21 protein-coding genes and 2 pseudogenes are annotated in these 25,863 nt (G+C 64.7%); 13 read left to right on the top strand and 10 right to left on the bottom strand.

What is annotated here, in order from left to right; all coding sequences use genetic code 11:
• Positions 1-37 precede the first annotated feature (37 nt).
• Complete coding sequence (locus tag P9255_RS14475; protein WP_309789920.1) at positions 38-1,600, bottom strand: acid phosphatase; 1,563 nt, start codon at positions 1,598-1,600, stop codon at positions 38-40.
• A 236-nt stretch (positions 1,601-1,836) separates the two neighbouring features.
• Here P9255_RS14475 and P9255_RS14470 point away from each other — a divergent pair, with 236 nt between their 5' ends.
• From P9255_RS14470 to P9255_RS14460, 3 genes are all read left to right on the top strand, one after another.
• Positions 1,837-3,153, top strand: coding sequence for a cytochrome c peroxidase (locus tag P9255_RS14470; RefSeq protein ID WP_309789919.1), 1,317 nt, complete (start codon positions 1,837-1,839; stop codon positions 3,151-3,153).
• A gap of 95 nt (positions 3,154-3,248) precedes the next feature.
• Entirely contained in the window at positions 3,249-3,647 is a 399-nt protein-coding gene (locus P9255_RS14465; protein WP_309764452.1) for an RT0821/Lpp0805 family surface protein, read from the top strand.
• Between the two features lie 22 nt (positions 3,648-3,669).
• Complete coding sequence (locus P9255_RS14460; RefSeq protein ID WP_309789917.1) at positions 3,670-4,131, top strand: NUDIX hydrolase; 462 nt, start codon at positions 3,670-3,672, stop codon at positions 4,129-4,131.
• Positions 4,132-4,152: 21 nt separating this feature from the next.
• Here P9255_RS14460 and P9255_RS14455 read toward each other — a convergent pair whose 3' ends face one another.
• Complete coding sequence (locus tag P9255_RS14455; RefSeq protein WP_309789916.1) at positions 4,153-5,118, bottom strand: transporter substrate-binding domain-containing protein; 966 nt, start codon at positions 5,116-5,118, stop codon at positions 4,153-4,155.
• Positions 5,119-5,224: 106 nt separating this feature from the next.
• Positions 5,225-6,934, bottom strand: coding sequence for a glutamine--tRNA ligase/YqeY domain fusion protein (locus tag P9255_RS14450; RefSeq protein ID WP_309789915.1), 1,710 nt, complete (start codon positions 6,932-6,934; stop codon positions 5,225-5,227).
• Between the two features lie 308 nt (positions 6,935-7,242).
• Between P9255_RS14450 and P9255_RS14445 the strand changes: the two genes are divergently transcribed.
• Positions 7,243-7,455 carry an ornithine carbamoyltransferase gene (locus P9255_RS14445; protein WP_309789912.1) on the top strand — a complete coding sequence of 71 codons (213 nt, stop codon included), beginning with the start codon at positions 7,243-7,245 and terminating at the stop codon, positions 7,453-7,455.
• A gap of 57 nt (positions 7,456-7,512) precedes the next feature.
• Here the strand turns inward: P9255_RS14445 and P9255_RS14440 are convergent, their stop codons facing one another.
• Positions 7,513-8,733 carry a CaiB/BaiF CoA-transferase family protein gene (locus P9255_RS14440; protein ID WP_309789911.1) on the bottom strand — a complete coding sequence of 407 codons (1,221 nt, stop codon included), beginning with the start codon at positions 8,731-8,733 and terminating at the stop codon, positions 7,513-7,515.
• Positions 8,734-8,938: 205 nt separating this feature from the next.
• On the opposite strand from P9255_RS14440, the gene alaS reads away from it, so the two are divergent.
• The 9 genes and pseudogenes from alaS to P9255_RS14395 all read left to right on the top strand — a co-directional run bounded on the left by alaS (position 8,939) and on the right by P9255_RS14395 (position 18,248).
• On the top strand, positions 8,939-11,563 hold the full coding sequence (gene alaS, locus P9255_RS14435; protein ID WP_309789910.1) for an alanine--tRNA ligase: 2,625 nt from the start codon (positions 8,939-8,941) through the stop codon (positions 11,561-11,563).
• 131 nt (positions 11,564-11,694) lie between these two features.
• Positions 11,695-11,931, top strand: a complete 237-nt coding sequence (locus tag P9255_RS14430) for a hypothetical protein (protein ID WP_309764458.1) — start codon at positions 11,695-11,697, stop codon at positions 11,929-11,931.
• A gap of 119 nt (positions 11,932-12,050) precedes the next feature.
• Positions 12,051-13,102, top strand: a pseudogene (locus P9255_RS14425) (threonine aldolase family protein).
• 103 nt (positions 13,103-13,205) lie between these two features.
• Positions 13,206-14,354: an iron-containing alcohol dehydrogenase gene (locus P9255_RS14420; protein ID WP_309790755.1), complete on the top strand. Its 1,149-nt coding sequence runs from the start codon at positions 13,206-13,208 to the stop codon at positions 14,352-14,354.
• Positions 14,355-14,357: 3 nt separating this feature from the next.
• A complete protein-coding gene (locus P9255_RS14415) occupies positions 14,358-14,795 on the top strand; it encodes a thioesterase family protein (protein WP_309789909.1) in 438 nt (145 codons plus the stop codon).
• A gap of 70 nt (positions 14,796-14,865) precedes the next feature.
• Positions 14,866-15,747 (top strand): branched-chain amino acid ABC transporter permease, encoded by an 882-nt coding sequence (locus P9255_RS14410; RefSeq protein WP_309790754.1) that lies wholly within the window; start codon positions 14,866-14,868, stop codon positions 15,745-15,747.
• Positions 15,740-16,819, top strand: coding sequence for a branched-chain amino acid ABC transporter permease (locus P9255_RS14405; protein ID WP_309789908.1), 1,080 nt, complete (start codon positions 15,740-15,742; stop codon positions 16,817-16,819). Before P9255_RS14410 ends, P9255_RS14405 begins: the two co-directional genes overlap by 8 nt.
• Positions 16,816-17,553, top strand: a complete 738-nt coding sequence (locus P9255_RS14400) for an ABC transporter ATP-binding protein (RefSeq protein ID WP_309789907.1) — start codon at positions 16,816-16,818, stop codon at positions 17,551-17,553. Before P9255_RS14405 ends, P9255_RS14400 begins: the two co-directional genes overlap by 4 nt.
• The gene (locus tag P9255_RS14395) at positions 17,550-18,248 is read left to right on the top strand and encodes an ABC transporter ATP-binding protein (protein ID WP_309789906.1); all 699 of its coding nucleotides are present in this window, start codon (positions 17,550-17,552) and stop codon (positions 18,246-18,248) included. Before P9255_RS14400 ends, P9255_RS14395 begins: the two co-directional genes overlap by 4 nt.
• Before the next feature lie 24 nt (positions 18,249-18,272).
• On the opposite strand, the gene iolB is transcribed toward P9255_RS14395, so the two are convergent.
• From iolB to P9255_RS14365, 6 genes and pseudogenes are all read right to left on the bottom strand, one after another.
• Positions 18,273-19,079: a 5-deoxy-glucuronate isomerase gene (iolB, locus tag P9255_RS14390; protein WP_309764465.1), complete on the bottom strand. Its 807-nt coding sequence runs from the start codon at positions 19,077-19,079 to the stop codon at positions 18,273-18,275.
• Between the two features lie 33 nt (positions 19,080-19,112).
• A pseudogene (gene iolE / locus P9255_RS14385) lies at positions 19,113-19,991 on the bottom strand (myo-inosose-2 dehydratase); the annotation flags it as partial.
• Positions 19,992-20,006: 15 nt separating this feature from the next.
• The gene (iolD, locus tag P9255_RS14380; RefSeq protein ID WP_309789905.1) at positions 20,007-21,863 is read right to left on the bottom strand and encodes a 3D-(3,5/4)-trihydroxycyclohexane-1,2-dione acylhydrolase (decyclizing); all 1,857 of its coding nucleotides are present in this window, start codon (positions 21,861-21,863) and stop codon (positions 20,007-20,009) included.
• Positions 21,860-23,851, bottom strand: coding sequence for a 5-dehydro-2-deoxygluconokinase (gene iolC, locus P9255_RS14375; RefSeq protein ID WP_309789904.1), 1,992 nt, complete (start codon positions 23,849-23,851; stop codon positions 21,860-21,862). Before iolC ends, iolD begins: the two co-directional genes overlap by 4 nt.
• An 11-nt stretch (positions 23,852-23,862) precedes the next feature.
• Positions 23,863-24,651 (bottom strand): ATP-binding cassette domain-containing protein, encoded by a 789-nt coding sequence (locus P9255_RS14370; RefSeq protein ID WP_404980335.1) that lies wholly within the window; start codon positions 24,649-24,651, stop codon positions 23,863-23,865.
• A 24-nt stretch (positions 24,652-24,675) separates the two neighbouring features.
• Positions 24,676-25,845 carry an ABC transporter permease gene (locus P9255_RS14365; RefSeq protein WP_309789903.1) on the bottom strand — a complete coding sequence of 390 codons (1,170 nt, stop codon included), beginning with the start codon at positions 25,843-25,845 and terminating at the stop codon, positions 24,676-24,678.
• Positions 25,846-25,863 lie beyond the last annotated feature (18 nt).

Genomic DNA, 25,863 nt, shown 5'->3' with positions numbered 1-25,863 from the left:
ACTCAGAGATAGCGGCCCGCTGCATCGGCAAGACAACTTACTGTGCGAAGTCGAGCGCGTTCGTCAGATCGCCCATCGGCTTGCCGCCGTTCGCGGTCAGCGCCGCGTCGCGGGCGGCGATGCCCGGCAGCGTCGGCAGCGAATAGCGCTTCGTGATGAACCGCAGGATCGACGTCGTATCGTACTGCGTATGATCGACGAATCCCTTCTTCGCATACGGCGACACGATCAGCGCCGGAATGCGTGTACCCGGGCCCCAGCGATCGCCCTTCGGCGGCGCGACGTGATCCCAGAAGCCGCCGTTTTCATCGTACGTCACGATCACGACCATGTTCTTCCACTGCGGACTGTTCTGCAGGTGCGTGATGAGATCCGCGATGTGCTGATCGCCCGATGCCACATCCGTATAACCGGCGTGCTCGTTCAGGTTGCCCTGCGGCTTGTAGAACGACACTTGCGGCAGCGTGCCCGCGTCGATCGCCTTGATGAACTCGGCGCCGTTCGTGCCGCCATCGAGCAGGTGCTGCGCGCGATTGGCCGTACCCGGCGCGAGATCGGCAAAGTAGTTGAACGGCTGATGATGCGTCTGAAAGTTCGGCACCGTATTCGGCGCACCGCCGATGACCGAGCGGTTCGCCAGCGCCGCGCCCCATGAGCCGCCATACCACGCCCAGCTCACGCCCGCTTTGTTGAGCAGGTCGCCAATGTGCGTCGATGTCTGCGGCGGCAGCGTCGTCGCGGCGGACGGATCGGCGAGCGTCGCATCGCCGCCCGATGCCGGCGCGTTGCCGCTCGGCTGGTACGGCGGCTGCATCGTGTTGACCGCGTAGAAATCGGGCGTGAGGTTGCCCGAGTTCACGTACTTCGGTGCGCCGCCGAGCGCCGACGCCGGACTATTCGATGCGAGCGTCAGCGATACGCCATCCGCATTGACGACCGAGATCGAGCCCTTCGCCACGCTCTTGTCGGCGTTCGGATACGTCGGCGTGCAGGCGCAGACGAGCCACTGGTGATTCAGGAACGAGCCGCCGAACGCGCCCATGAAGAAGTTGTCGGCGAGCGTGTATTGTTGCGCGACCTTCCACAGCGGCAGCTTCGCAGGCGGCGTGCTGTAGTGGCCCATCACGAGGCCGCCGGAATCGGCCCATGCGGCGAACTTGTCGTTCTTGCCGCCATCGATCTGCATCTGGTTCTCGTAGAAGCGGTGATACAGGTCGCGCGTCGTGACGGAAAGCGGCGTGTTGAAGCCGTTCGGATCGTCGATCGCGAAGGGCGCGTTCGGCAGATTGGCCGTCATCGCTTCGCCGATCGCGGGCGTCACGCCCGTCGCGGTCAGGCCCGACCAGATCTTCGGCAAGGTCGGCAACACGCTGCCGTCGCGATCCAACTGTTGCGCGCTCGCGGCCGTCACGTTCTGCAAGCCATTCGCGCCGGGAAAGCCGCCATAGAGATTGTCGAAGCTGCGGTTCTCCGCATAAATCACGACGACGTTCTTCACCGATCCGATGTCGTCGCTGCGATGACCGTCGCCGCCGCATGCGTACAGTCCGAATGCCAGCGCCGAGGCGATCGGCGCCGCGCAAACGAGTTTCTTGTTCATTAGGCTCTCTCTTGTGTTGGGGAGCCGGCGCATGACGTGAGTCCGTCGTATCGACGAAGCATTTGCCCGCCGGCGTGCGCAGTGTGCCGCCGCTCTTTTACGCCGGTATGTAAAGGCGCTTTCGGCGATGTAATGTTCGCTTGACAGTTCGCCGATATGACGCAAGCGTGGCTTGTCACATAAAGGAAACACGAACGACATACGCTGCGGCATCTTCGATTACCGTCATCACGTCCATGCCTTCGATGCGTTCTTCGTTCGTTGTGTGCGCCATCACGCTCGGTGCCTTGTCCGCGGCATTGAGCGGGTGCGATTCGCGAGAGGCCAATGCAGCAACGAACCCGCCGACGCAAGCGCAATCGCGCGCCGAAGTCTTCGCGCATGTGAAGATGATGTCGTCGATCGGCGAGAAGCTGTTCTCCGATCCCGCGTTGTCGGGGTCGGGCAAGCTCGCGTGTGCGTCGTGTCATAGTCCGGGCCATGCGTTCGGCCCGCCCAATGCGCTGTCCGTGCAACTCGGCGGCAGCGACCTGCATCGGTCCGGCTTTCGGGCAGTGCCGTCGCTCAGGTATCTGCAATCGGTGCCGCAGTTCAGCGAGCATTTCCACGACTCGGACGACGAAGGCGACGAAAGCGTCGATGCCGGCCCGACCGGCGGCCTCACGTGGGATGGCCGCGTCGATCACGGGTCGGATCAGGCGCGCATCCCGTTGCTGTCGTCGTTCGAGATGGGCAGCACGCCCGCGAAGGTGGCGCAGGCGGTGAAGGCATCGGCTTATGCGGACGATTTCCGTCGGGCGTTCGGCCCGAATGTCCTCGATAGCAGCGACAAGACGTTCGCGGCCGTGCTCGCATCGCTCGAAGCATTCGAACAGACGCCGCAGAACTTCTTTCCCTACACGAGCAAATACGATGCGTTCCTCGCCGGCCGCGCGAAGCTCAACGATGCCGAGTTGCACGGGCTGCAGCTTTTCAACGACGAGAAGAAGGGCAACTGCGCGGCGTGCCATATCGGCCAGCGCGCGAAGGACGGCTCACCGCCGCAGTTCAGCGACTTCGGGCTGATCGCGATCGGCGTGCCGCGCAATCGCGCGTTGCCGGTCAACCAGGATCAGCGGTTCCACGATCTCGGCGCCTGCGGTCCCGAGCGCACGGACCTGAAGGGACGCGACGAGTTCTGCGGCCTCTTCCGCACGCCGTCGCTGCGCAACGTCGCGACACGCAAGACGTTCTTCCATAACGGCATCTATCATTCGCTCGACGACGTCGTGCGCTTCTACGCGCAGCGCGATACGAATCCCGAGAGGTTCTATCCCGTATCGAAGAAGGGCGTCGTGCGGAAGTTCGACGACCTGCCGCGCCGCTATTGGGACAACATCAATACGGAGCCGCCGTTCGATCGCAAGCGTGGCGACAAACCCGCACTCGACGATGCCGAGATCAGGGATGTCGTCGCGTTCCTCGGCACGCTCACCGACGGCTACGATCCCGCGAAAGACAAGGACTCGCAAAAGGGCACGGCGGTGCAGGACATGAGGGCCGCTGCCGACTGAGACGCCCGGGGCCTGACGCGAAAGCGCCTCATGCTATCCTCGTTGCGTTCCTGCGGCCCGCCCGCCGGACGATTCCGCAACGAGGAGATTCTTTCATGCCGATTCATCATCGAGCGCTTGCTCAAGCCTGCATCCGGACGATCGCGGCCGCCGCGCTCGCTGTATCGAGCGCAGGTGCATTCGCCGCCAACCTGGGCTTTCTGAACAACACGCCGATCACCTACATGAAGCAGCGCGATCTGCAGGCCCTCAACAAGGCCGCGCAGGTTGCGCTCGACACCAAGAAGGACGGCGAATCGCTCGACTGGAACAACGAGGGCGCGGGCAATCCGGTGCCGATCAACGGCACGGTGACGCCGCACGAGACCTTCGAAGCGGACGGCCTGCAATGCCGCAAGATCACGCTCGTCGCGCACGCGAAGGGGCAGACGCAGACCTGGACGCCGACGACCTGCAAGCAGGCCGACGGCAAGTGGAAGCTGAAGAAGCAATGACCACGACGGAAGCCCTGACGCGATGACCGGCCGCACCGTATCGTGCGGCGTGGTCATGCTGAACGCACACGGCGATGTCCTGCTGTGCCACGCCACCGAAACCACGCATTGGGACGTGCCGAAGGGCCAGGCCGATCCCCGCGAGAGCCCGCGTGACGCCGCGTTGCGCGAACTCGTCGAGGAGACGGGCATCGTGCTGTCACCGGAACGGCTCACGCATCTTAAGGATCTGGGCCGCTTCGTCTATCGGCGCGACAAGGACCTGCATCTGTTCGCCGTGCGCGTGAACGACGACGAAGTCGATCTCGCGAAGTGCGTGTGCGAATCGTATTTCCCGCGTTATGGCGACGGCACGATGATCCCGGAAATGGACGCGTACCGCTGGGTGAGCCCCGCCGACGTCAACCGCTTCGCGAGCCGCAGCCTTGCGCGGCTCTTTCAGACCACGCTATCGCTTGCCGAGCTGAACGAAGCGCTCGACTGAACCGGTCTCGCGCGCGGCGGTTCAGTCGATCGTGCGGTCGTTCGGGTTGGCGAAGAGCGCCTTCATCTCCGCCGACATCGGGAATTGCAGGTTGATGCCGGCCGGCGGAATCGGCTGCATGAACCACGCTTCGTAGAGCTTCGTGGCTTCGCCGGAGCGCTGCATGTGGGCAATCACGTCATCGACGATGCGCTTGAACACGGGATCGCCCTTGCGCATCATGCAGCCATACGCTTCGTTCGCAAGCGATTCGCCCGTCACCGCGTATTCGTGGCGCGCCGCGCCCTGCTCGGCGATCTGCCCGTAAAGCAGCGGATCGTCCATCACGAACGCAACGGCGCGATCGTGCTTGAGCGCCGCGAAACCTTCGGCGTGATCGCGCGCGCTGATGATGCGCAGGTTGAGTTTCCGGTCCATCGTCATTTGCCGAAGGATGCGCTCATCGGACGTGCCCGCGGTCGTCGCGACGGTCTTGCCGGCGAGATCGGCGTAATCGCGAATGCCCGACTTGCGTTTCACCGCCATGCGGATGCCGTACTGAAAGAAGCTGTTCGAGAACGCGACGAGCGGATCGCGTTCCGCGAGATGCGCGGTCGAGCCGCATTCGAGATCGACCTGATTGTTGACCACGTAGGAGATGCGGTTCGCGGACGTGACGACCACGTGCTTCACTGCGAGATTCGGCATCTTGAGCCGCTGCTTGACCTCGTCAACCACCTTGAGCGCGATCGCATATGAGTAGCCCGTCGGCTGCTGCTTCACCATGTAGGAGAACGGAATCGACGATTCGCGCGCGCCCAGCACGATCGCCCCGTTCTCGGCAATCTTGCGCAGCGTGGCCGATGGCGGCATCTGATCGACGAGCGCCTGCGCCGATGAAATCTCCGCAGCGGTGGCGGCATGAACGGGAAGCGTCGCGAACGAGAGGGCGGTTGCGATTGCCCACGAAATGCGATGCGTTAGCAACGGGTGATGCGGCAGCTTCATGATGTTCCTCGTTTGAAGCGGCGGGGTCTTGCTCGACTTCGTTGCAGCGAGCGGACGCCGCATGGCCGTGCGGCGTCCTTCCGGCGATGCGGCCGGTGTCAGGTCCTCAGGCCGGCTTGCCCCAGCTGTCGCGCAGGCTGACGATGCGGTTGAACACCGGCTTGCCCGGCTGCGAATCCACGCGATCCGCGACGAAATAGCCGTGCCGCTCGAACTGGAAGCGGTCCTCGGGCAGCGCCTCGCGGGCGCTCGGTTCGAGATACGCGTTCACGACGCGCTTCGATTCGGGGTTGAGCGCATCCAGAAACTCCGCGCCGCCCGCGCCGGGCTGCGGCTCCTTGAACAGGCGGTCATAGATGCGCACTTCGGCGGCATAGGCCGTGGCCGCGCTGACCCAGTGGATCGTGCCCTTGACCTTGTACGCGTTGGCGCCTTCGGTGCCCGATTTGCTGTCCGGAAAGTAGTTGCAGTGGACGGCGATCACGTTGCCGTTTTCGTCCTTGTCCGCGCCGGTGCATTCGACGACGAAGCCGTATTTCAGGCGCACCTTGTTGCCGGGAAAGAGGCGGAAGTAGCCCTTCGGCGGCGTTTCCTGGAAGTCTTCACGCTCGATCCACAGCTCGCGCGAGAACGGGAACGTGCGGGTGCCGCGATCCGCGTGATGCGGATGCACCGGCGCGCTGCACTCGTCGGTCTGGCCTTCCGGATAGTTATCGATGATGAGCTTGAGCGGGTCGAGCACGGCGATGGCGCGCGGCGCTTTCTCGTCGAGATCGTCGCGCAGCGCGCCTTCGAGGATGCTCATGTCGATCCACGAATCGACCTTCGTCACGCCGACACGCTCCACCATCAGCCGGATGCTTTCGGGCGTGAAGCCGCGCCGCCGCACGCCGACGATGGTCGGCATGCGCGGATCGTCCCAGCCTTCGACGTGGTTCTCCTGCACGAGCTGCAGCAGCTTGCGCTTGCTGGTGATCGCGTAGGTAAGGTTGAGCCGCGAGAACTCGATTTGCTGCGGCAACGGACGCACGAACACGCCGTCATTCGCGAGTTGCGCGAGGAACCAGTCGTAGAGCGGGCGATGATCTTCGAATTCGAGCGTACAGAGCGAATGCGTGATGTTTTCGAGCGCATCCGATACGCAGTGCGCGTAGTCGTACATCGGGTAAATGCACCACTTGTCGCCCGTGCGGTAGTGATGCGCGAAGCGGATGCGGTAGATCACCGGATCGCGCATGTTGAAGTTGGGCGACGCCATGTCGATCTTCGCGCGCAGCACGTGTTCGCCTTCCTTGAACTCGCCGGCCTTCATGCGGCGGAAGAGATCGAGATTCTCTTCGGGCGTGCGGTTGCGATACGGCGAGTTGATGCCGGCTTCGGTGGCCGAGCCGCGCGTCGCGCGCATTTCTTCCGCGCTCTGGCTGTCAACGTAGGCCTGGCCTTTTTCGATGAGCTTCTCGGCGAATTCGTACAGCTTGTCGTAGTAGTCGCTCGCGAAGTACTTGTGCTCGCGGCCGTCCTTGTTCCAGTCGAAGCCGAGCCACTTGACGGCATCGATGATGGAATCGACGTATTCGACGCTTTCCTTTTCGGGATTCGTGTCGTCGAAACGCAGATGGCAGACGCCGCCGTAGTCCGCGGCCAGTCCGAAGTTCACGCAGATGCTCTTCGCATGGCCGATGTGCAGATAGCCGTTCGGCTCGGGCGGAAAGCGCGTTTCGACGCGCTGCGCCCATTTGCCGGAGCGGTTGTCGTCTTCGATGATGTTGCGGATGAAATTGGATGGCGCCGGGGCGTCGTTGCGATCGGTGTTCATGCGAAAAAGAGTGCCAACGTGTTGCTGCGTGGGGAATCGGTTCGGGAAACGTTCCTCGCGGCCGGAACGCGTTCGAATGCGTTGAATATCGGGACGATTCTACCTTACGCAACCGTGCCGGGCTTGCTTGCGGCGTCGGCTGCGGGAGGGTGCACGCGTCGATCGTAACGACGGTAACGGGACGTAAATCGGCTTGTGGGCGGCGTTCGGGAAATTTTATGATCGCCTCGCCACGTGCGATTCCGGCGGCTTATGAAGGGCCGGGCGCAGGACACAAGACATCACAACGACAACAGAAGGATTCGACCATGAAGAAGATCGCCACTACGACCATGAAGCTCGCGGCTGCGGCCGCCCTCGTTTCGAGCCTCGCAGCGTGCTCGGGATTGTCGCGCCAGCAGGCCCACGCGGCTATCGGCGCGGGCGCGGGCGGCGCGCTCGGCTATGTGCTGACGGGCGGGCCCGTGGGGACTATCGCCGGAGCGGCGGCGGGCGGGCTGATCGGGGCGGGGACGCGGTAAGTCGCGCGATATCGATGCGCTCCGGCATCCAGCAACGCCAGCGCATCTTCCAAAGCCTCAAATCACCTTCCCCTCCCGCAACTGCGCGATCCGCCCCTCGTCATACCCCAGCACGCCGGAAAGCACGCTGACCGTGTGTTCTCCGAGCATCGGCGGATGCGTGCGCGCTTCGGGCGGCGTCGCGCTCATCTTGATCGGATTCGCGACGAGCTTCACCGCGCCCGCTTCCGGATGCGGCAAATCGATCTGCATCTCACGCGCGATCACCTGCGGATCGTCGAACACTTCGCCGAGATCGTTGATCGGCCCGCAAGGCACGCCCGCCGCTTCCAGCGCCGCGAGCCATTCGTGCTTGCCGCGCGTGCGGACCATGTCCGCAAGGATCGGCACGAGCGCATCGCGATTGCGCACGCGCGACGGATTCGCCGCGAAGCGCGCATCGTCGGCGAGTTCGGCCCGTCCGCCGGCTTCCACGAACTTGCGGAACTGGCCATCGTTGCCCACGGCGACGATGATCCATCCATCGCTCGCCTGAAACGTCTGATACGGCACGATGTTCGGATGCGCGTTGCCCCAGCGCACCGGCGGCTTGCCGCTCGCCAGAAAGTTCGTGTTCATGTTGGCGAGCATCGCGACCTGCACATCGAGCAGCGCCATATCGATGTATTGCCCTTCGCCCGTCCGGTCGCGATGCGCGAGCGCCGCGAGCACGCCGACCGTCGCATACATGCCGGTCATCAGGTCCGCAATCGCGACGCCGGCTTTCTGCGGCCCGCCGCCCGGCTGGCCGTCGCGCTCGCCGGTGATGCTCATGAATCCGCCGATGCCCTGGATGATGAAGTCATAGCCCGCCCGCTGCGCATACGGCCCGGTCTGCCCGAAGCCCGTCACCGAGCAATAGACGATGTCCGGCTTCACGCGCTTGAGCGACTCGTAGTCGAGCCCGTACTTCTTCAGTTGACCCACCTTGTAGTTCTCGAGCACGACATCGCTGTGCGCAGCCAGTTCGCGGACGATCTGCTGCCCCTGCGGCGTGGCGATGTCAACCGTCACCGAACGCTTGTTGCGGTTCGCCGCGAGGTAATACGCGGCTTCGCGGGTGTCGTCGCCATCGGGGGTCTTCAGGTACGGCGGACCCCAGTGGCGGGTGTCGTCGCCGGCTTGCGGCCGCTCGATCTTGATGACGTCCGCGCCGAGGTCGCTCAGCGTCTGGGCGCACCACGGACCCGCCAGCACGCGGGTCAGGTCCAGTACGCGGATGTGGCTTAGGGCTCCCACAGGCTTTGTCTCCGGTTTTTTGAAGGCTCGACGTTCCTCGAACGGGCCAGGTGCAAGCTTAACGCAGCAGCGTCGCCGGGCGCGGTGGCGACGGGCCGATCCCGTATAATCAAAAACTTACTTTTAGTCTTGCCGAAAGGCCCCGATACGGCCTCCGGAAAGGCTTCGTCAGAAAACCAGCAGAACGCAAAAAGCCCCGTACGCCATGAAAGCCGCCGAAATACGCGAGAAATTCCTGAAGTTTTTCGAATCGAAGGGTCACACGATCGTCCGCTCGTCGAGCCTCGTGCCGGGCAACGACCCGACGCTGCTTTTCACCAACTCGGGCATGGTCCAGTTCAAGGACGTGTTCCTCGGCGCGGAGTCGCGGCCCTATTCGCGCGCGACCACCGCGCAGCGCAGCGTGCGTGCGGGCGGCAAGCACAACGACCTCGAGAACGTCGGCTACACCGCGCGTCATCACACGTTCTTCGAGATGCTCGGCAACTTCTCGTTCGGCGACTACTTTAAGCGCGACGCCATCCATTATTGCTGGGAGCTGTTGACGAAGGTCTACATGCTGCCGGCCGAAAAGCTCACCGTCACCGTTTATCAGGAAGACGACGAAGCCTTCGACATCTGGGCGAAGGAAATCGGCGTGCCGGTCGAGCGCATCATCCGTATCGGCGACAACAAGGGCGCGCGCTACGCCTCCGACAACTTCTGGCAGATGGCCGACACCGGCCCGTGCGGTCCGTGCTCCGAAGTGTTTTACGACCACGGCCCGGAAATCTGGGGCGGCCCGCCGGGGTCTCCCGAAGAAGACGGCGACCGCTTCATCGAGATCTGGAATCTCGTGTTCATGCAGTTCAACCGCGACGCCCAGGGCAACATGACGCCGCTGCCCAAGCAGTGCGTCGATACCGGCATGGGTCTCGAACGCCTCGCGGCAGTGCTGCAGCACGTGCACAGCAACTACGAGATCGATCTGTTCCAGACGCTCATCAAGGCCGCCGCGCGCGAAACGAATACCCCCGACTTCAAAAACAACTCGCTCAAGGTCATCGCCGACCATATCCGCGCGTGCTCGTTCCTGATCGTCAACGGCGTGATCCCCGGCAACGAAGGCCGCGGCTATGTGCTGCGCCGTATCGTGCGCCGCGCGATCCGCCACGGCTACAAGCTCGGCAAGAAGGGCGCGTTCTTCCACAAGCTCGTGGCGGACCTCGTCGCTGAAATGGGCGCGGCGTATCCCGAACTGACGGACGCCCAGCAGCGCGTCACCGATGTGCTCCGTCAGGAAGAAGAGCGCTTCTTCGAGACGATCGAGCACGGCATGTCGATCCTCGAAGGCGAACTCGCTGAACTCGAGAAGCAGGGCGTGAAGCAACTGGACGGCGAACTCGCGTTCAAGCTGCACGACACGTACGGCTTCCCGCTCGACCTGACAGCGGACGTGTGCCGCGAGCGCGGCGTCACCGTCAACGAACCCGCGTTCGACGACGCGATGGCCCGCCAGCGCGACCAGGCTCGCGCGGCCGGCAAGTTCAAGCTCGCGGCGGGGCTGGAATACTCCGGCGCGAAGACCACGTTCCACGGTTACGAGAAGGACATTTTCGACGACGCGAAGATCGTCGCGATTTATGTCGAAGGCGCATCGGTTCAGCAGGCGGAAGCAGGACAACAAGCGGTCGTCGTGCTGGATCACACGCCGTTTTACGCGGAATCCGGCGGTCAGGCGGGCGATCAGGGCGTGCTCGTCAATGCCGCGACGCGCTTCGAAGTCGCCGACACGCTGAAGGTGCAAGCCGATGTCGTCGGCCATCACGGCACGGTCGCTCAAGGCACGCTCAAGGTCGGCGACGTCGTGAAGGCGCAGATCGACGCCATCCGCCGCGCCCGCACCGCGCGCAATCACTCGGCCACGCACCTGATGCACAAGGCGCTGCGCGAAGTGCTCGGCGGCCACGTGCAGCAAAAAGGCTCGCTCGTCGATGCCGACAAGACCCGCTTCGACTTCGCGCACAACGCGCCGATGACGGACGACGAAATTCGCCGCGTCGAGGAAATCGTCAATGCGGAAATCATCGCGAATGCGCCGGGCGTGGTTCGCGTGATGCCCTACGACGAAGCGGTGAAGGGCGGCGCAATGGCGCTCTTCGGCGAGAAGTACGGCGACATTGTGCGCGTGCTCGACCTCGGCTTCTCGCGCGAACTGTGCGGCGGCACGCATGTGCAGCGCACCGGCGACATCGGCTTCTTCAAGATCGTGATGGAAGGCGGCGTGGCGGCGGGCATTCGCCGCGTCGAAGCCATCACCGGCGACAACGCCGTGCGCTACGTGCAGGAACTCGACGCGCGCATCAACGCCGCCGCGAACGTGCTGAAGGCGCAGCCCGCCGAACTGACGCAGCGCATCGCGCAGGTTCAGGAGCACGTGAAGTCGCTGGAGAAGGAACTGTCCGCGCTCAAGTCGAAGCTGGCGTCGAGCCAGGGCGATGAACTCGTCTCCCAAGCCGTCAACATTGCCGGCGTGCAGGTTCTCGCCGCGCAACTCGAGGGCGCCGACGTGAAGACGCTGCGCGAAACCGTCAACAAGCTGAAGGACAAGCTGAAGAGCGCGGCTATCGTGCTCGCTTCGGTCAACGGCGGCAAGGTCAGCCTGATCGCGGGCGTCACGCCGGATGCATCGAAGAAGGTGAAGGCGGGCGAACTCGTCAACTTCGTCGCGCAGCAAGTGGGCGGCAAGGGCGGCGGACGTCCCGACATGGCGCAAGCAGGCGGCACGGAACCGTCGAAGCTGCCGGCGGCGCTCGCCGGCGTGACGGGCTGGGTGCAGCAGCAGCTCTGAGCATCGCTCAAGCGTCGAGCGCAATGAAGCGGCCCGGTCGGCTTACGTCAACCGGGCCGTTTTCATTACAGCTTGTCAGGCACATCGCGTGCAAGTCGTGCTTCATCACCAACGACGAAAGGAGATGAACCATGAATCGCAAGATCGCATCGATGCTGCTCGCCGCCACGATGATCACCGCAACCGGGGCGGCGCAAGCGAAGGGCTGCCTCGAAGGCGCGGCGGTAGGCGGCGTCGCGGGTCACGTGGCCGGCAAGCACGGCACGGCGGGCGCGGTCGGCGGCTGCGCGATCGGCCATCACGAAGCGAACAAGAAGGAGAAGAAGGCGCAGCAAGCCGCGGCGGCAAGCGCTCCGGCAGCGAAGTAACACTGACAGGCAGCGCGGTCCCATGCAGCGTGACCGCGCCGCCAACCGCTAGAATGGCCGGCAATTCCCGGCGCGAGCCTCACCCATGCGCCTGAGTCAACAGCCATCACAGCGATCCCATGACAGCGCCCACGCATCTCACGCAGCACTTCGCTTCCGACAACTACGCCGGCATTTGTCCCGAAGCGCTCGCCGCGCTATCGAGGCCAACACGAGCGGCCACGAACCCGCATATGGCGACGATTCCTGGACCGCGCGCGTCTGCGACCGCATCCGCGAGCTGTTCCAGACCGACTGCGAAGTCTTCTTCGTCTTCAACGGCACGGCGGCTAATTCGCTCGCGCTCGCGTCGCTGTGTCAGTCGTATCACTCGGTCATTTGCCACGAGCTCGCGCATATCGAAACGGACGAATGCGGCGGCCCCGAGTTCTTTTCCGGCGGCTCGAAACTGCTGACCGCGAAGGGCGAGAACGGCAAGCTCACGCCCGACGCAATCGAAGAACTCGTCACGAAGCGCGCCGATATTCACTATCCGAAGCCGAAGGTCGTCGCGCTCACGCAGGCGACGGAGGTCGGCACGGTCTATACGGTCGAGGAAGTGCGCGCGATCGCGGCAATCGCGAAGCGCCGGCATCTGAAGGTGCACATGGACGGCGCGCGGTTCGCGAATGCGGTGGCGACACTGAACGTGCATCCCTCGGAGATCACCTGGCGCGCGGGCGTCAACGTGCTGTGCTTCGGCGGCACGAAAAACGGCTTGCCGGTCGGCGAGGCGGTCGTGTTCTTCGACAAGGCGCTCGCCGCCGATTTCGCGTATCGCCTGAAGCAGGCGGGGCAACTCGCGTCGAAGATGCGCTTCATCTCCGCACCGTGGCTCGGCTTGCTCGATGACGACGTCTGGTTGCGCAACGCGCGCCATTCCAACGCGATGGCGCAACTGATGGCCGAGCGCCTCGCCGGTATCCCCGGCGTCAACGTGCTCTTCAAGCCGCAGTCGAACGCGGTGTTCGCGGAACTGCCGCCGCACGTTTCGGCGGGATTGCGCGCGAAGGGCTGGCGCTTCTATCAGTTCATCGGCTCGGGCGGTTGCCGTCTGATGTGCGCGTGGGATACGGCGCAAGAGACCGTCGAGCGTTTCACCGACGAAGTGCGCGCGCTCGCCGCGCGTTGAGCGCGCGTTGCCCCGTCCCGCGCCGATCCCCGATTGACACGCGCGCCGCGCGGCTCCTAACATGGCCGCACCATCCACCCTGCGTTTGGAATCGTCGTCCGCCATGGCCTTTATCTTCTACCTGACGCACATTCATCTCGGCTATGACTCGCTCGCGATGCTGCAAGGCGAATGCGAGCGCATCGGCATCAAGCGGCCGCTCGTCATCACGGACAAGGGCGTGGCGGCGGCGGGGCTGGCGGCGCGCGTCGTCGAAAGCGCGAAGCTCGGCGCGCTGCCCGTGTTCGACGATACCCCCTCGAATCCGACCGAAGCGATGGTCCTGCAGGCCGCTGAGCAATACAGACGCGAAGGCTGCGACGGGCTGATCGCGGTCGGCGGCGGATCGTCGATCGATCTGGCGAAGGGCGTGGCCATCGCCGCGACGCACGACGAGCCGCTCACGGCCTACGCGACGATCGAAGGCGGCAGCGGCAAGATCACCGAGCGCGCCGCGCCGCTGATCGCGGTGCCGACCACATCGGGTACGGGCAGCGAAGTGGCGCGCGGCGCGATCATCATCCTGAACGACGGGCGCAAGCTCGGCTTTCACTCGTGGCATCTGCTGCCCAAGTCGGCGATCTGCGATCCCGCGCTGACGCTCGGCCTGCCGCCCGGCCTGACCGCCGCAACCGGCATGGACGCGATCGCCCATTGCATCGAAACGTTTCTCGCGCCCGCGTTCAATCCGCCCGCGGATGGCATCGCGCTCGACGGCCTCGAGCGTGCGTGGGCGAACATCGAGCGCGCGACGCACGACGGTCAGGACCGCGACGCGCGTCTCGCCATGATGTCGGCATCCATGCAGGGCGCGATGGCGTTTCAAAAGGGCCTCGGCTGCGTGCATTCGCTGTCGCATCCGCTGGGCGGTCTCGCGGTGAACGGGCGCACCTCGCTGCATCACGGCACGCTCAACGCGGTCGTGCTGCCCGCCGTGCTGCGCTTCAACGAAAGCGCGCCGACGGTGGTGGCCGAGCGGCGCTTCGCACGCATGCGCCGCGTGATGAATCTCGCCGATGACGCCGATGTCGCGCAAGCCGTGCACGACATGACCGAGCGCCTCGGCCTGCCGACGCGTCTGTCGCAAATGGGCGTCGATGCGACCATGTTCGACAAGGTCCTGAAGGGCGCGCTCGCGGATCACTGTCACAAGACGAATCCGCGCGAGGCGAGCGCCGAGGACTATCGGCGCATGCTGACGGAGTCGCTCTGAACGATGACCAAGCCGGTTCGGACCACGCGGGCGGACTATCCGCATTTTCTGTCGATCAGCACGCGCTGGTCCGATAACGACGTCTACGGGCATGTGAACAACGTCGTCTATTACAGCTACTTCGATACGGTCGTGAACGAGTATCTGCTGCGCGCGGGCGTGCTCGATTTCACCGAGGGCGAGACGATCGGCCTGGTGGTCGAGACGCGCTGCAACTTCTTCGCATCGGTCGTGTTTCCGCAGCGTATCGACGCGGGCTTGCGGGTGGAAAAGCTCGGCAACACGAGCGTGCGCTACGAAGTCGCCATTTTCGCGGAAGACTCCGATGAAGCGGCCGCGCAAGGGCATTTCGTGCATGTGTACGTCGATCGCGAGACGCGCCGTCCGGTGCCGTTGCCCGCGCCGCTCGTCGATGCGTTGAAGCCGCTCGTCAACGCTTGAGGGCTTCGTCTTGCTTCAGTGGTTCATCGTCAGCCTGCTGAACGGCGTGAGCGTCGGGCTGCTGCTTTTCATGTTGTCGGCGGGCCTCACGCTGATCTTCTCGATGCTCGGCGTGCTCAACTTCGCGCACGCGAGCTTCTACATGCTGGGCGCGTATGTCGCGCAGGCGCTTGCGGTCCATGCCGGATTCTGGGGCGCGCTCGTGCTCGCGCCGCTCGTCGTCGGCCTGCTCGGCGCGGTCTTCGAACGATGGCTTCTGAGGCGCGTGCATCCGCGCGGCGCTCTCGCCGAGCTGTTGCTGACCTTCGGCGCCGCGATGGTCATCGGCGAGGGCGTGAAGCTGATCTGGGGACTCGGCCCGTTGCCCGCGACCGTTCCGCATCTGCTCGACGGCCCGCTCTTCACGCTCTATGGCGCGGCGTTCCCGCGCTATCGCGTGTTCATGATGACGCTGTCGGTTGCGACGCTCGTCGCGCTCGCGGTCGCGCTGCGGACTTCCAAGACGGGGCTGATCGTGCGTGCCGCATTGACCCATCCGGCGACCGTCGAAACGCTGGGGCACGACGTGCCGCGAATTTTCACGACGGTCTTCGCCGGCGGCTGCGCGCTGGCCGCGCTCGCGGGCGTGATTGGCGCGCCGCTCGCCGTGGTTGAACCCGCAATGGCCGATGCAATGGGGCCGATCGTGTTCGTCGTCGTCGTGATCGGCGGGATCGGATCGCTGGCGGGGGCGCTCGCGGCATCGCTCGTGATCGGCTGCGTGCAGACGTTCGCGGTTGGATCGACGGCGTCGGCGGGCAGTATCGCGGCATCGCTCGGCGTGAGCTTGCCCGACGCGTGGGCCGCGTTGACCGTCGCCCAGCTCGCGCCCGTATTGCCCTACGCGCTGCTCGTCGCGATGCTGGCCGCGCGGCCGCACGGCTTTCTCGGCGAGCGCACGCGCGATGCTTAGGTTCGTTGCGCTCGTTGCGGCGCTCGCGCTGCCGCCGTTGCTCATCGATCAGTCGTGGCTGCTCGCGTATCTCGCGCAGACGGCGACGCTTATCGTCTTCGCGCTTTCATACAACATCCTGCTCGGCGAAACGGGCCTGCTGTCGTTCGCCCATGCGGTCTATGCGGGCCTCGGCGCGTTCGCCGCCGCGCACGCGTTCAATGCGTTCGGAGTGCCGCTACCGTTGTTGCCGTTCGTCGGGGGATGCGCGGCGGCGCTCGTCGCATTGCCCATCGGCGCAATCTCGACGCAACGCGCCGGCACGCCATTCGCGATGATCACGCTCGGCATCGGCGAGCTCGTCGCGGCGAGCGTGTGGCTCGTGCCTTGCTGGTTCGGCGGCGAGGCGGGCGTGACGATCGATCGCGCGAGCGGAACATCGCTGCTCGGGTGGACGTTCGGGCCGCTGTCGCAGGCGTATGCGCTGATCGCGTGCTGGTGCGTGGTGTCGTCGATGGCGATGTTCGCGTTCTCGCGCACACCGATGTGCCGTCTCGCCAACGCCGTGCGCGACAACCCGGCCCGCGCGGCGGCGATCGGCTTCGCGCCGCGCGGCGTGCGCTTCCACGTGCTGGTGCTGTCGGCGTTCTTCGCGGGCATCGCGGGCGTGCTGTCGCTGATCAGTGTCGAGCTGGTATCGGCGGAAAGCGTGGGGCTGGCTCGCTCGACGGGCGTGCTCGTCGCGACGGTGATCGGCGGGACGGGATCGTTTTTCGGGCCGATGATCGGGGCGGTGCTGCTGACCTTCTTCAGCGTCGCGGTGGCGAGCGTGTCCGCCGCCTGGCCCATGTACCTGGGCCTCTTTTTCATGTGGGTGGTCGTGGCGTCGCCGGATGGCGTCGCCGGCTGCTTCGCAGGCGATGCACGCACGGTCGCGCTTCGGCTGCTGAGTGCGCTTCCGTGGGGCGTGGCGGCCGTTCTCGTGATCGAGACGCTGTATGGGCGCGAGCACATGCCGCGCATGATGTGGCTCGCCGCGCTGCCGCTCGCGATGCTGGCCGTGTGGCTCGCGCGACGGAGGACCGCACGATGACCGCGGCGCTGCACATGCACGGCGTCGTGAAGCGCTTCGGCGCAACCGCTGTATTGCGCGGCGTCGATCTGCACGTCGCGCAGGGCGAGCGCCACGCGATCATCGGCCCGAACGGCGCGGGCAAGTCGACGCTCTTCGATCTGATCTCCGGACGTGCGCGGCCGGACGAAGGACGCATCATTGCGCGCGGCGTCAACATCACGGGGCGCGCGCCGCATCGCGTGAGCCGAATGCTCGCCCGCAGCTTCCAGACGACGAGCGTGTTCGGCGGTCTGTCGGTGCTCGACAATCTGCGTTGCGCGGCGCTGGGCGCGGGATCGTCGCGTCTGCTGGATCGCTGGCTTCATTCGCGTTCGATCGATGATCGCGCCCGCGCGATGCTCGATGCGATCGGCTTGTCGTCCCGCGCCGATCATCCCGCCGCGCGCCTCACGTATGCGGAGCAACGCGCGCTGGACCTGGGGCTCGCGCTCGCCACCGATGCGCCGCTGATTCTGCTCGACGAGCCGACCGCCGGCATGAACCGCGCCGAGGCCGCGCGCGCGCTCGCGTTGATTCGCGCGACGACGGAAGGCCGCACGCTGCTCGTCGTCGAACACGATATGGACGCGGTGTTCGCACTCGCGGACCGCATCTCGGTGCTGGTGCGCGGACGCGTGATCGCATCCGATACGCCCGCCGCGATCCGCGCGAATCGCGATGTGAGGCAGGCGTATCTCGGAGCGACGCCATGAGTGAACTGCTGCGCATCGACGGCCTGCGCGCATGGTACGGCGCGGCGCAAGTGCTGCATGGCGTACAGCTTGCGATAGGCGACGGCGAAGCGGTCGCACTTGTCGGACGCAACGGTTCGGGGCGCTCGACGCTTGCGAAGGCGATCATGGGCCTCGTGCGATGCGAGGGCGACATGCGCTATCGCGGCGTCCAGCTTGTCGGTTTGCGCGCGTTTCGCATCGCGCGCCTGGGTATCGGTTATGTGCCGGAGACGCGCGATGTGTTTCCGACGCTGACCGTGCGCGAGAACCTCATGCTCGGGGAGAGGAGAGGCGCGCGTTTCACGTTCGACGATGCGTACCGGCTCTTTCCCTCCCTGCATGAACGCGCGACGGTGAGGGCGGGCGCGCTTTCCGGCGGCGAGCAGCAGATGCTGGCCATTGCCCGCACGCTGATGGGCGATCCGTCGCTGATCGTCATCGACGAGCCCGCCGAAGGGCTTGCGCCGCGTGTGATCGAGCAACTCGGGGCGGCGCTTGCGATGCTGCGTTCGCGCGGTGTCGCGATGCTCCTGATCGAAGAGCGCCTGACGATCGCGCGCATGCTCGATGCCCGCGTCGTGGTGATGGGGCATGGCGCCGTGCAGTTCGACGGGCCGCTCGCGGAACTGGGGCGGCGGGAGGAGGTGGTGCGTGAGTGGCTGGCGGTGGGTTGAAAATCACCCGGGCTCGTTAGGAGTTCACCCCTTGCTATCCCTCTCCACGATCCACTCATGCTTCGGATCGTTCCTGAAGTGCCACGTGCGCTTCTCTCCCGCCATCACGTTCAGATAGTAATTGTCGTAGCCATAAGGCACGACGACCGGATGATAGCCGCGCGGCACCATCACCACGTCGCGGTCCTCGACGGCCATCGTTTCATCGAGGTCGCGTTCATCGGTATAAACGCGCTGGAACGCGAAGCCTTGCGGCGGGTCCAGCCGATGGTAATACGTCTCTTCGAGCGCGCTCTCGGCCGGCACGTTGTCCTGATCGTGCTTGTGCGGCGGATAGCTCGATGCATGACCGCCCGGCGTCCTCACTTCCACGACGAGCAGCGACTCGGCGGCTTCCGTCTGCGGAAGAATATCGCAGACGTATCGCGTATTCGCGTGCTTGCCGCGCGTCGAGCGCTTCATCTGCGAAGGCGCGATGAGACGCGGCGGATAGATGCCCTTGGCCGGCGCGCTCGCCACGCCGATCTCCGATTCGCGATCGGCCCGCACAATGGCGGCGAGCTTCGGCGGCACATACACCGCGTACGGCGCCGCATCCTCGAACACGCTGTCACGCGAGCCGATCGATGCCCAATGCTCGTCGCCCGCTTCGACGCTCACCGTGCCCGTCAATACGACGATGCAGCTCTCGCGTTCCGCGTCGTAGACATGCACGACATCGCCCGCATCGAGACGATACGCCGCGAAGCCCACATGCTTCCAGCCTGCGGAATCCGGCGTGACGCGCGTGATGGTCTGTCCTTCACGCGATGCTTTCACTAGCAGGCTCATACGGCCTCCTTCGAGTTGTGCGGATGCGTTGCGTTCAACGAGCGCGCGCAGCGTGCGGTATCCCTTCTCGGCATACATACGGCTCCGCGCGATGACGGGGTCCTGTTCGGCTTCGACCACGAGCCAGCCGCGATAACCATGCTTCGCAAGACATGCGACGATGCCCGCATAATCCACCGCGCCATCGCCCGGCACCGTGAATGCGCCGTTGATGACGGCATCGAGAAAGCTCCAGTTGCGATTGCGCGCCAGCTTCACGATCTCGGGGCGCACGTCCTTGCAATGAACATGGCACACACGCGCAATATGCTTTTCCAGCATCGCGACGGCATCGCCGCCGGCGAACGTGATGTGTCCCGCATCGAAAAGCAGGCCGACGGCATCGGTCGTCGAGGCCATCAGGCGATCCACGTCCGCAGGCGTTTCGACATACGCACCCATGTGATGATGATAGGCGACGCGCACGCCCTTTGACAGCGTGTATTCGGCGAAGCGGTCGAGGCGTTCGGCGTATTGCGACCACTGGGCGTCGGAGAAGAAGCGCGGCCGTTGATACAGCGGACGCGGCGCGCCCTGGATCGAATCCGCGACTTCGCCATAGACCATGACGGTCGCGCCGTTCTGCGCGAGCAGGTCCAGATGCGGACCGACGGCTTCGATCTCTTCCTCCGCGCTGCGTTGCGCGAGCCGGCCCGAAAACCACCCTGAAACAAGGGCTAAATCGTATTGCGCGAGCAACGCCTTCAGCGCCTGCGGCTCGCGCGGAAACTTGTTGCCGAGCTCGAAGCCTTCATAGCCGATCTCGCGTCCTTCGGTCAGCGCGACGGACAGGGGCGTTTCGCCGCCGAGCGAAGGCAGGTCGTCGTTCATCCACGACAACGGATTGATTCCGATGCGGACTTGCAGGGGCATGGCGTTCGTCCTTGTCTAGTAGTCGTTGCCGTGGCGCGCGTGAATCGCGCGTTCGTATTCGGCCCGCGCGGACTTGACCGCATCGCGATCCGATACTTCCGGCACCGCGACTTCCCACCACCAGCCGCCTTCTTCGGTACTGCGCGCGGGATCGGTGTCGATCGAAATCAGATAGCTGCGATCTGCCGCGCGCGCGCGTTTCATCGCGGCCTGCAATTCGTCGATGTTCGCCACGTGCTCGGCAAGCGCGCCCATCGAACGCGCGTGCATCGCGAAGTCGATACTCGGTATCCCTAACGAACCGTGCTTGCAATCGTCGAGCAGATTGTTGAACGGCGCGCCGCCGCACGCCTGTTGCAAGCGATTGATGCAGCCATAGCCGCGATTGTCGAGCAGCACGACGATCAGCTTCGCACCCAGCATCACCGACGTGGCAAGCTCGCTGTTCATCATCAGATAGCTGCCGTCGCCGACCATGACGATGACCTCGCGCTCGGGCCGCGCGAGCTTCACGCCGACGCCGCCCGCGATTTCATAGCCCATGCACGAATAGCCGTATTCGACGTGATAGCCGCCCGGCGTGCCGGTGCGCCACAGCTTCTGCAAGTCGGCGGGGAGCGTGCCCGCGGCGCACACGACGATATCTTCCGCAGCCGATGCGTCGTGCGAACGCTGCACCGCGCCGATGACATCCGCTTCGCGCGGCAATCGTCCATCCGGCACGGTCATGTTCGTCACATGCGCGACGGTCTCGCGCCAGTCGTTCGCCGCGCGATGCGCTCGCGTCGTCCATTGCGGCGATGCGCGCCAGTCCCCGAGTGCTTGCGACAACGCTTCGAGCGCAATGCGCGCATCGGCTTCGATTGCGGTGGCGTTCTGCTTGAGCGCATCGAACGGATTCGCATTGATCGCGACGAGCCGCGCCTGCGTGAAAAGCGTATTCGATCCGGTCGTGAAGTCCTGCAGGCGCGTGCCGACGGCGAGCACGCAATCGCTCGCATGCGCAAGATCGTTCGCCGCCGATGAGCCCGTCACGCCGATGCCGCCCACGTTCAACGCATCGTCCCACGCGAGCGCCCCTTTGCCGGCCTGCGTCTCCGCCACAGGTACGCCGTGCCGGTGCGCGAAGTCACGCAGCGCTTCGCCGCCAAGGCCGTAGAGCACGCCGCCGCCCGATACGATCAACGGCTCGCGCGATTCGCGCAGCATCGCGGCGGCGCGTTCGATCTCGCGCGGCGCGGCAGCGGGCGCATGGAAATACACCGCGCGCGGCTCGAAGAAGGAAGCGGGGTAGTCGTAGGCCATCGCCTGAACGTCTTGCGGCAGCGCAAGCGTGACAGGGCCGCATAGCGCGGCATCGGTCAGCACGCGGATTGCACGAGGCAGCGCGCTCAGCAATTGCGCGGGATGCACGATGCGATCGAAATACCGCGAGACCGCTTTCAGCGCATCGTTCGCCGATGATCCGCCATCCTGACTATCTTCCAGTTGCTGCAGGACGGGATCGGGCGCGCGCGAGACGAAGATATCGCCCGGCAATAGAAGAACCGGCAGCCGGTTCACGTGCGCGAGCGCCGCCGCTGTGACGAGGTTGGTCGCGCCCGGCCCGATGGATGTTGTCACCGCCATCATGCGGCGCCGCATATGCGCCTTCGCATAGGCAATCGCGCTGTGCGCCATCGCCTGTTCATTGTGCGCGCGATACGTCGGCAACGCCTCGCGATGCTTGTACAAGGCCTCGCCCATGCCCGCGACATTGCCGTGCCCGAAGATCGCGAACACGCCGCCGAAAAGCGGTTCGCCGGTCTCCGTGCGCAACGCGGCGAGGTAGCGCACGAGGGCTTGCGCAACGGTCAGTCTGACGACGTTCATGCGGCTTGCTCCTGAGTTCCTTCGATGGACGTTTGCGACGATGCCCGCGCGTCGCGCCACGCGGCGATCAAGGTTTCGAACGTGCGGCGCACGCGTGCGATGAGTTGGGTATCGTCGATATCGCCCGCAAGCCATGCCTGGCTCGGTTCATGAAAGATAGTGCGGCCGACGGTGAACCCCTTGCACGTTCTCGACGATGCCGCCGCCTTGAACCCCTCGCGCAACTGATCGACACCCGCCGACAAGCCGAGCAGCACGACCCCGCGGCAATACGGGTCGCGTTCGGCAAGCAACGCATCGATGGCCTGCCATTGCGTCGCGCTCATCGGCTCGAGCTTCCACCACTCGGGGTAGATGCCGAGGTTATACAGACGCTTCAACGCGCGATACACCGTATCGTCTTCGACCGGCGGACCGTTTTTCGGCGCGATCACTTCGAGCAGCAGTTCGTGGCCGCTTGCCTGCACCGCATCGTAGAGCGCGCGCAATTGCGCTTCCTGTTCGAGCCGCACGTCATGGGGATGATCGGGATGATAGTGAACGAGGCACTTCACGACATGCTCGCGCGGCCATTCGATCAGCGTCGTGCCGACCGATCGTCCGTGATCGAACACGAGCGGCATCGAGCCCGGCAGTTCGACAGGCCGGCCGATCCACCAGCCGCGTCCCGTCGCGGCGTTGAGCGCGTCCTGTCCATAGCGGTCATCGATCAGCACGCCGATGCGCCCGGCAAGTCGGAGTTCGCTTTCGGTCTGCGCGACGGCATCGACGAACAGGCCCTTGAGCCTTGCAATGCGCGCTTCGTCTGCTCCCGCCTGTTGCGCAAGCTCGAAAAACTGATTGCGATGATCGAACGCGAAGCCGAGCACTTCGTCCCACTGCTTGCGCGCCGGACTCACGCGATGCAGCCGCGCGAGCGTCGCATCCTTGTCGGGACGACGCATGCGCAAGGGGTCTTGGTTAGCAGCAGCGAGGAAGTAATCGAGTTCGGCGGGCGTGGGCATCGCGGGCGCGCAGCCGTGCCGCGAGACGACGAGCGCGCCGCATGCATTCGCCGCGCGCGCGCAGGCTTCGAGCGGCGCATCGCGCAGCCATCCGGAAAGGAAGCCGGATGCGAAAGCATCGCCTGCGCCGAGCACGTTCAGCACTTCCACTTCGACGCCGCCGTGAACCGGCGCATCGTCGATGGATGCGGGCGTCGCGCCTTCGATGATCGAGCAGCCGAGCGGTCCGCGCTTCACCACGAGCGTTGCGTTCGTTACCGCGCGAACCATCGCGAGCGCATCGATCAATCGATCCTTGCCGCCCGCGATGCGGAACTCTTCTTCGGTGCCGATCACGAGATCGAAGCGCGGCAAGATGCGCTGCAGATGCGCGGTCACGCCTTCATTCGCCACGAAGCGCGTTTCGCCGTCGGCCTTGCCGGTCAGGCCCCACAGCACCGGCCGGTAATCGATGTCGAGCACGGTGCGGACATCGTTGCGCCGCGCATGGTCCAGCGCGCGCAGGCTCGTGCGATTCACCTGCTCCGTCGAGAAGTGCGTGCCGGTGATGAGCAAGGCCTTCGATGACGCGATATACGCTTCGTCGAAGTCGCTTTCATCGACAGCCATGTCCGCGCAATTCTCCCGGTAGAAGACGAGCGGAAAGGTGTTGCGGTCCTCGATGCCGAGCAGCACGAGCGCGGTAAGCCTGTCCTTGTCGATGCGAACGTGGCTCACATCGCAGCCTTCGCGCTGCAGCGTCTCGGTGAGAAAGCGCCCCATGTGATCGTTGCCGACGCGCGCGAGCATCGACGATCGCAGCCCGAGCCGCGCGCAGCCGAAGGCGATGTTCGCCGACGAGCCGCCGAGATACTTCGCAAACGACGACACGTCTTCGAGCCGCGCGCCGACTTGCTGCGCGTATAAATCGACGGCGAGACGCCCGAGACACACGATGTCGCGCGTGCGGTTCGCCGCAAAGCGTGATGGAGATTCTGCTGACATGGCTCGTGTCCTCATATCGTCGCGCCTTCGAGTTCGCTGATCATCTTCTGCATCTCGGCGCCGCCGGCCATCATGTCGAGCACTTCGTTCTTCGTGATGGTGTCCTTGGTGAACGTGCCCATCGAGCGCCCGCGGTTGAGCAGCGTGAACGAATCGCCGATCGGATAGGCGTGGTGCACGTTGTGCGTGATGAAGATCACGGAGATGCCTTTCTCGCGTGCCTTATGGATGAGCTTCAGCACGTTGAAACTCTGCTTTACGCCGAGCGCGGCAGTCGGTTCGTCGAGAATCAGGACGCGCGCGCCGAAGTGAATCGCGCGTGCAATCGCGAGACACTGCTTCTCGCCGCCGGACATCGTGCCGATGGGCTGATGCGGGTCGCGCACGTTGATGCCCATTTCGGCGAGCTTCGCGCGCGACGTTTCGGCGGCCAGATCGAGGTCCATCACGCTGAAGAGGCCGAAGCGCTTCTTCTGCGGTTCACGGCCCATGAAGAAATTGCGCGCAACGGAAAGCAGCGGCACCAGCGCGAGGTCCTGATACACGGTCGCGATGCCGAGATCGAGTGCTTCTTTCGGCGATTCGAAACGCACCGGCTTGCCATCGACGAGATATTCGCCGGAAGAGGGCGCATGCACGCCGGCCAGCGTCTTGATGAGGGTGGACTTGCCCGCGCCGTTATCGCCGAGCAGGCAGTGCACTTCGCCGCGCCGCAAGCGCAGCGTCACGCCGTTCAGTGCGATTACCTTGCCGAAGAACTTGCTGACGTTCTCCAGCGCGAGGATGTTGTCGTCGTTCATGGCGGTCGTCCTCATTGAGCGGCTTCATTGAGCCTGTGACACGCGGCGGCGTACATAGTGATTGAAGAGCACGGCAATGAGCAGCATCACGCCGAGGAACACGCGGAACCAGTCGGAACTCACGTTCGTATAAGTGATGCCGATCTGCACCACGCCGAAGATAAGTGCACCGAAACATGCGCCGACCACCGAGCCGTAACCTCCGGTCAGCAGCGTGCCGCCGATCACCGCCGCAATGATCGCTTCGAACTCTTTCTGCAGGCCGCGATCCGCCGCCGCCGATCCGATATCGCACACTTGCAGCACCGCGAAGAGGCACGAGCAGAACGCAGTCAGCACGAACAGCGATATCTTCACGCGCTTGACCGGCACGCCGACGTTCTTGGCAGCGTTGGCATCGCCGCCGACAGCGAGAATCCAGTTGCCGTAGCGCGTCTTGGCGAGCACGAATGCGCCGATGGCCGCGAGTGCGAGCCACCACAGGATGACTTTCGGCATGCCGGGCACCAGCGGTTCGCCGCTATCGAGCAGGGTGCCGACGCCCATATGTGCGAGCCACGTGAAGAAGCCATGCAGCGCGACGCCGTGAAACAGCGTGTTGGCGAGCCAGTCCTTTTGTGCGAGATCGCCGACGCCCGAGATGATCGTGCGATCCGCGAACATGATCGAGAGCGCGAGCGTGAGGCCGCGCAGAATGAAGAGAAACGCGAGCGTGACGATGAACGACGGCAGGCGCGTGCGCATCACGAGATAGCCGTTCAATGCGCCGAGCAGCATCGAAGCGATGAACGCGAAGAGGATCGACAGCGATATCGGCCAATGAAAGTAGACCGAGGGCAGCGCGACCATCATGCCGGCGAAGCCGATCATCGAGCCGATCGACAAGTCGAACTCGCCCGCGATCATCAGCAGGCACGCGCCGACCGCGAGCAAGCCGAGATACGCGGCGACTTGCGACCAGTTCATCACCCCGTCGAGATTGAACATGCCCGACGATCCCGCACCGAAGCCGAACACGAGAAACACGAGCACGGTGCCGGAAATCGCGGCGAATTCCGGGCGGTTCAGCAAGTGCCCGAACCACGACTGCTGGCGCACGCGCTCGTCCGACGGCTTGTCCCGGTCCGTTGCGGCGTCGGCGTTGTCCTGCTGAGGGTTCGCGTGGGGAGGATAGTGCTTGCCGGCTACGCCCATGATGGCTCCTTAGTACGA

This window comes from Caballeronia sp. LZ019, assembly GCF_031450825.1.
GTDB lineage: Bacteria > Pseudomonadota > Gammaproteobacteria > Burkholderiales > Burkholderiaceae > Caballeronia.
Note: the sequence above shows the minus strand (reverse complement) of the source record. Positions and strands in the feature narration are given on the sequence as shown.

Coding starts and splice junctions, on each gene's coding strand:
- P9255_RS14475 (WP_309789920.1), bottom strand. CDS start 1,600: ATGAACAAGAAACTCGTTTGCGCGGCGCCGATCGCCTCGGCGCTGGCA.
- P9255_RS14470 (WP_309789919.1), top strand. CDS start 1,837: ATGCCTTCGATGCGTTCTTCGTTCGTTGTGTGCGCCATCACGCTCGGT.
- P9255_RS14465 (WP_309764452.1), top strand. CDS start 3,249: ATGCCGATTCATCATCGAGCGCTTGCTCAAGCCTGCATCCGGACGATC.
- P9255_RS14460 (WP_309789917.1), top strand. CDS start 3,670: ATGACCGGCCGCACCGTATCGTGCGGCGTGGTCATGCTGAACGCACAC.
- P9255_RS14455 (WP_309789916.1), bottom strand. CDS start 5,118: ATGAAGCTGCCGCATCACCCGTTGCTAACGCATCGCATTTCGTGGGCA.
- P9255_RS14450 (WP_309789915.1), bottom strand. CDS start 6,934: ATGAACACCGATCGCAACGACGCCCCGGCGCCATCCAATTTCATCCGC.
- P9255_RS14445 (WP_309789912.1), top strand. CDS start 7,243: ATGAAGAAGATCGCCACTACGACCATGAAGCTCGCGGCTGCGGCCGCC.
- alaS (WP_309789910.1), top strand. CDS start 8,939: ATGAAAGCCGCCGAAATACGCGAGAAATTCCTGAAGTTTTTCGAATCG.
- P9255_RS14430 (WP_309764458.1), top strand. CDS start 11,695: ATGAATCGCAAGATCGCATCGATGCTGCTCGCCGCCACGATGATCACC.
- P9255_RS14420 (WP_309790755.1), top strand. CDS start 13,206: ATGGCCTTTATCTTCTACCTGACGCACATTCATCTCGGCTATGACTCG.
- P9255_RS14415 (WP_309789909.1), top strand. CDS start 14,358: ATGACCAAGCCGGTTCGGACCACGCGGGCGGACTATCCGCATTTTCTG.
- P9255_RS14410 (WP_309790754.1), top strand. CDS start 14,866: ATGTTGTCGGCGGGCCTCACGCTGATCTTCTCGATGCTCGGCGTGCTC.
- P9255_RS14405 (WP_309789908.1), top strand. CDS start 15,740: ATGCTTAGGTTCGTTGCGCTCGTTGCGGCGCTCGCGCTGCCGCCGTTG.
- P9255_RS14400 (WP_309789907.1), top strand. CDS start 16,816: ATGACCGCGGCGCTGCACATGCACGGCGTCGTGAAGCGCTTCGGCGCA.
- P9255_RS14395 (WP_309789906.1), top strand. CDS start 17,550: ATGAGTGAACTGCTGCGCATCGACGGCCTGCGCGCATGGTACGGCGCG.
- iolB (WP_309764465.1), bottom strand. CDS start 19,079: ATGAGCCTGCTAGTGAAAGCATCGCGTGAAGGACAGACCATCACGCGC.
- iolD (WP_309789905.1), bottom strand. CDS start 21,863: ATGAACGTCGTCAGACTGACCGTTGCGCAAGCCCTCGTGCGCTACCTC.
- iolC (WP_309789904.1), bottom strand. CDS start 23,851: ATGTCAGCAGAATCTCCATCACGCTTTGCGGCGAACCGCACGCGCGAC.
- P9255_RS14370 (WP_404980335.1), bottom strand. CDS start 24,651: ATGAACGACGACAACATCCTCGCGCTGGAGAACGTCAGCAAGTTCTTC.
- P9255_RS14365 (WP_309789903.1), bottom strand. CDS start 25,845: ATGGGCGTAGCCGGCAAGCACTATCCTCCCCACGCGAACCCTCAGCAG.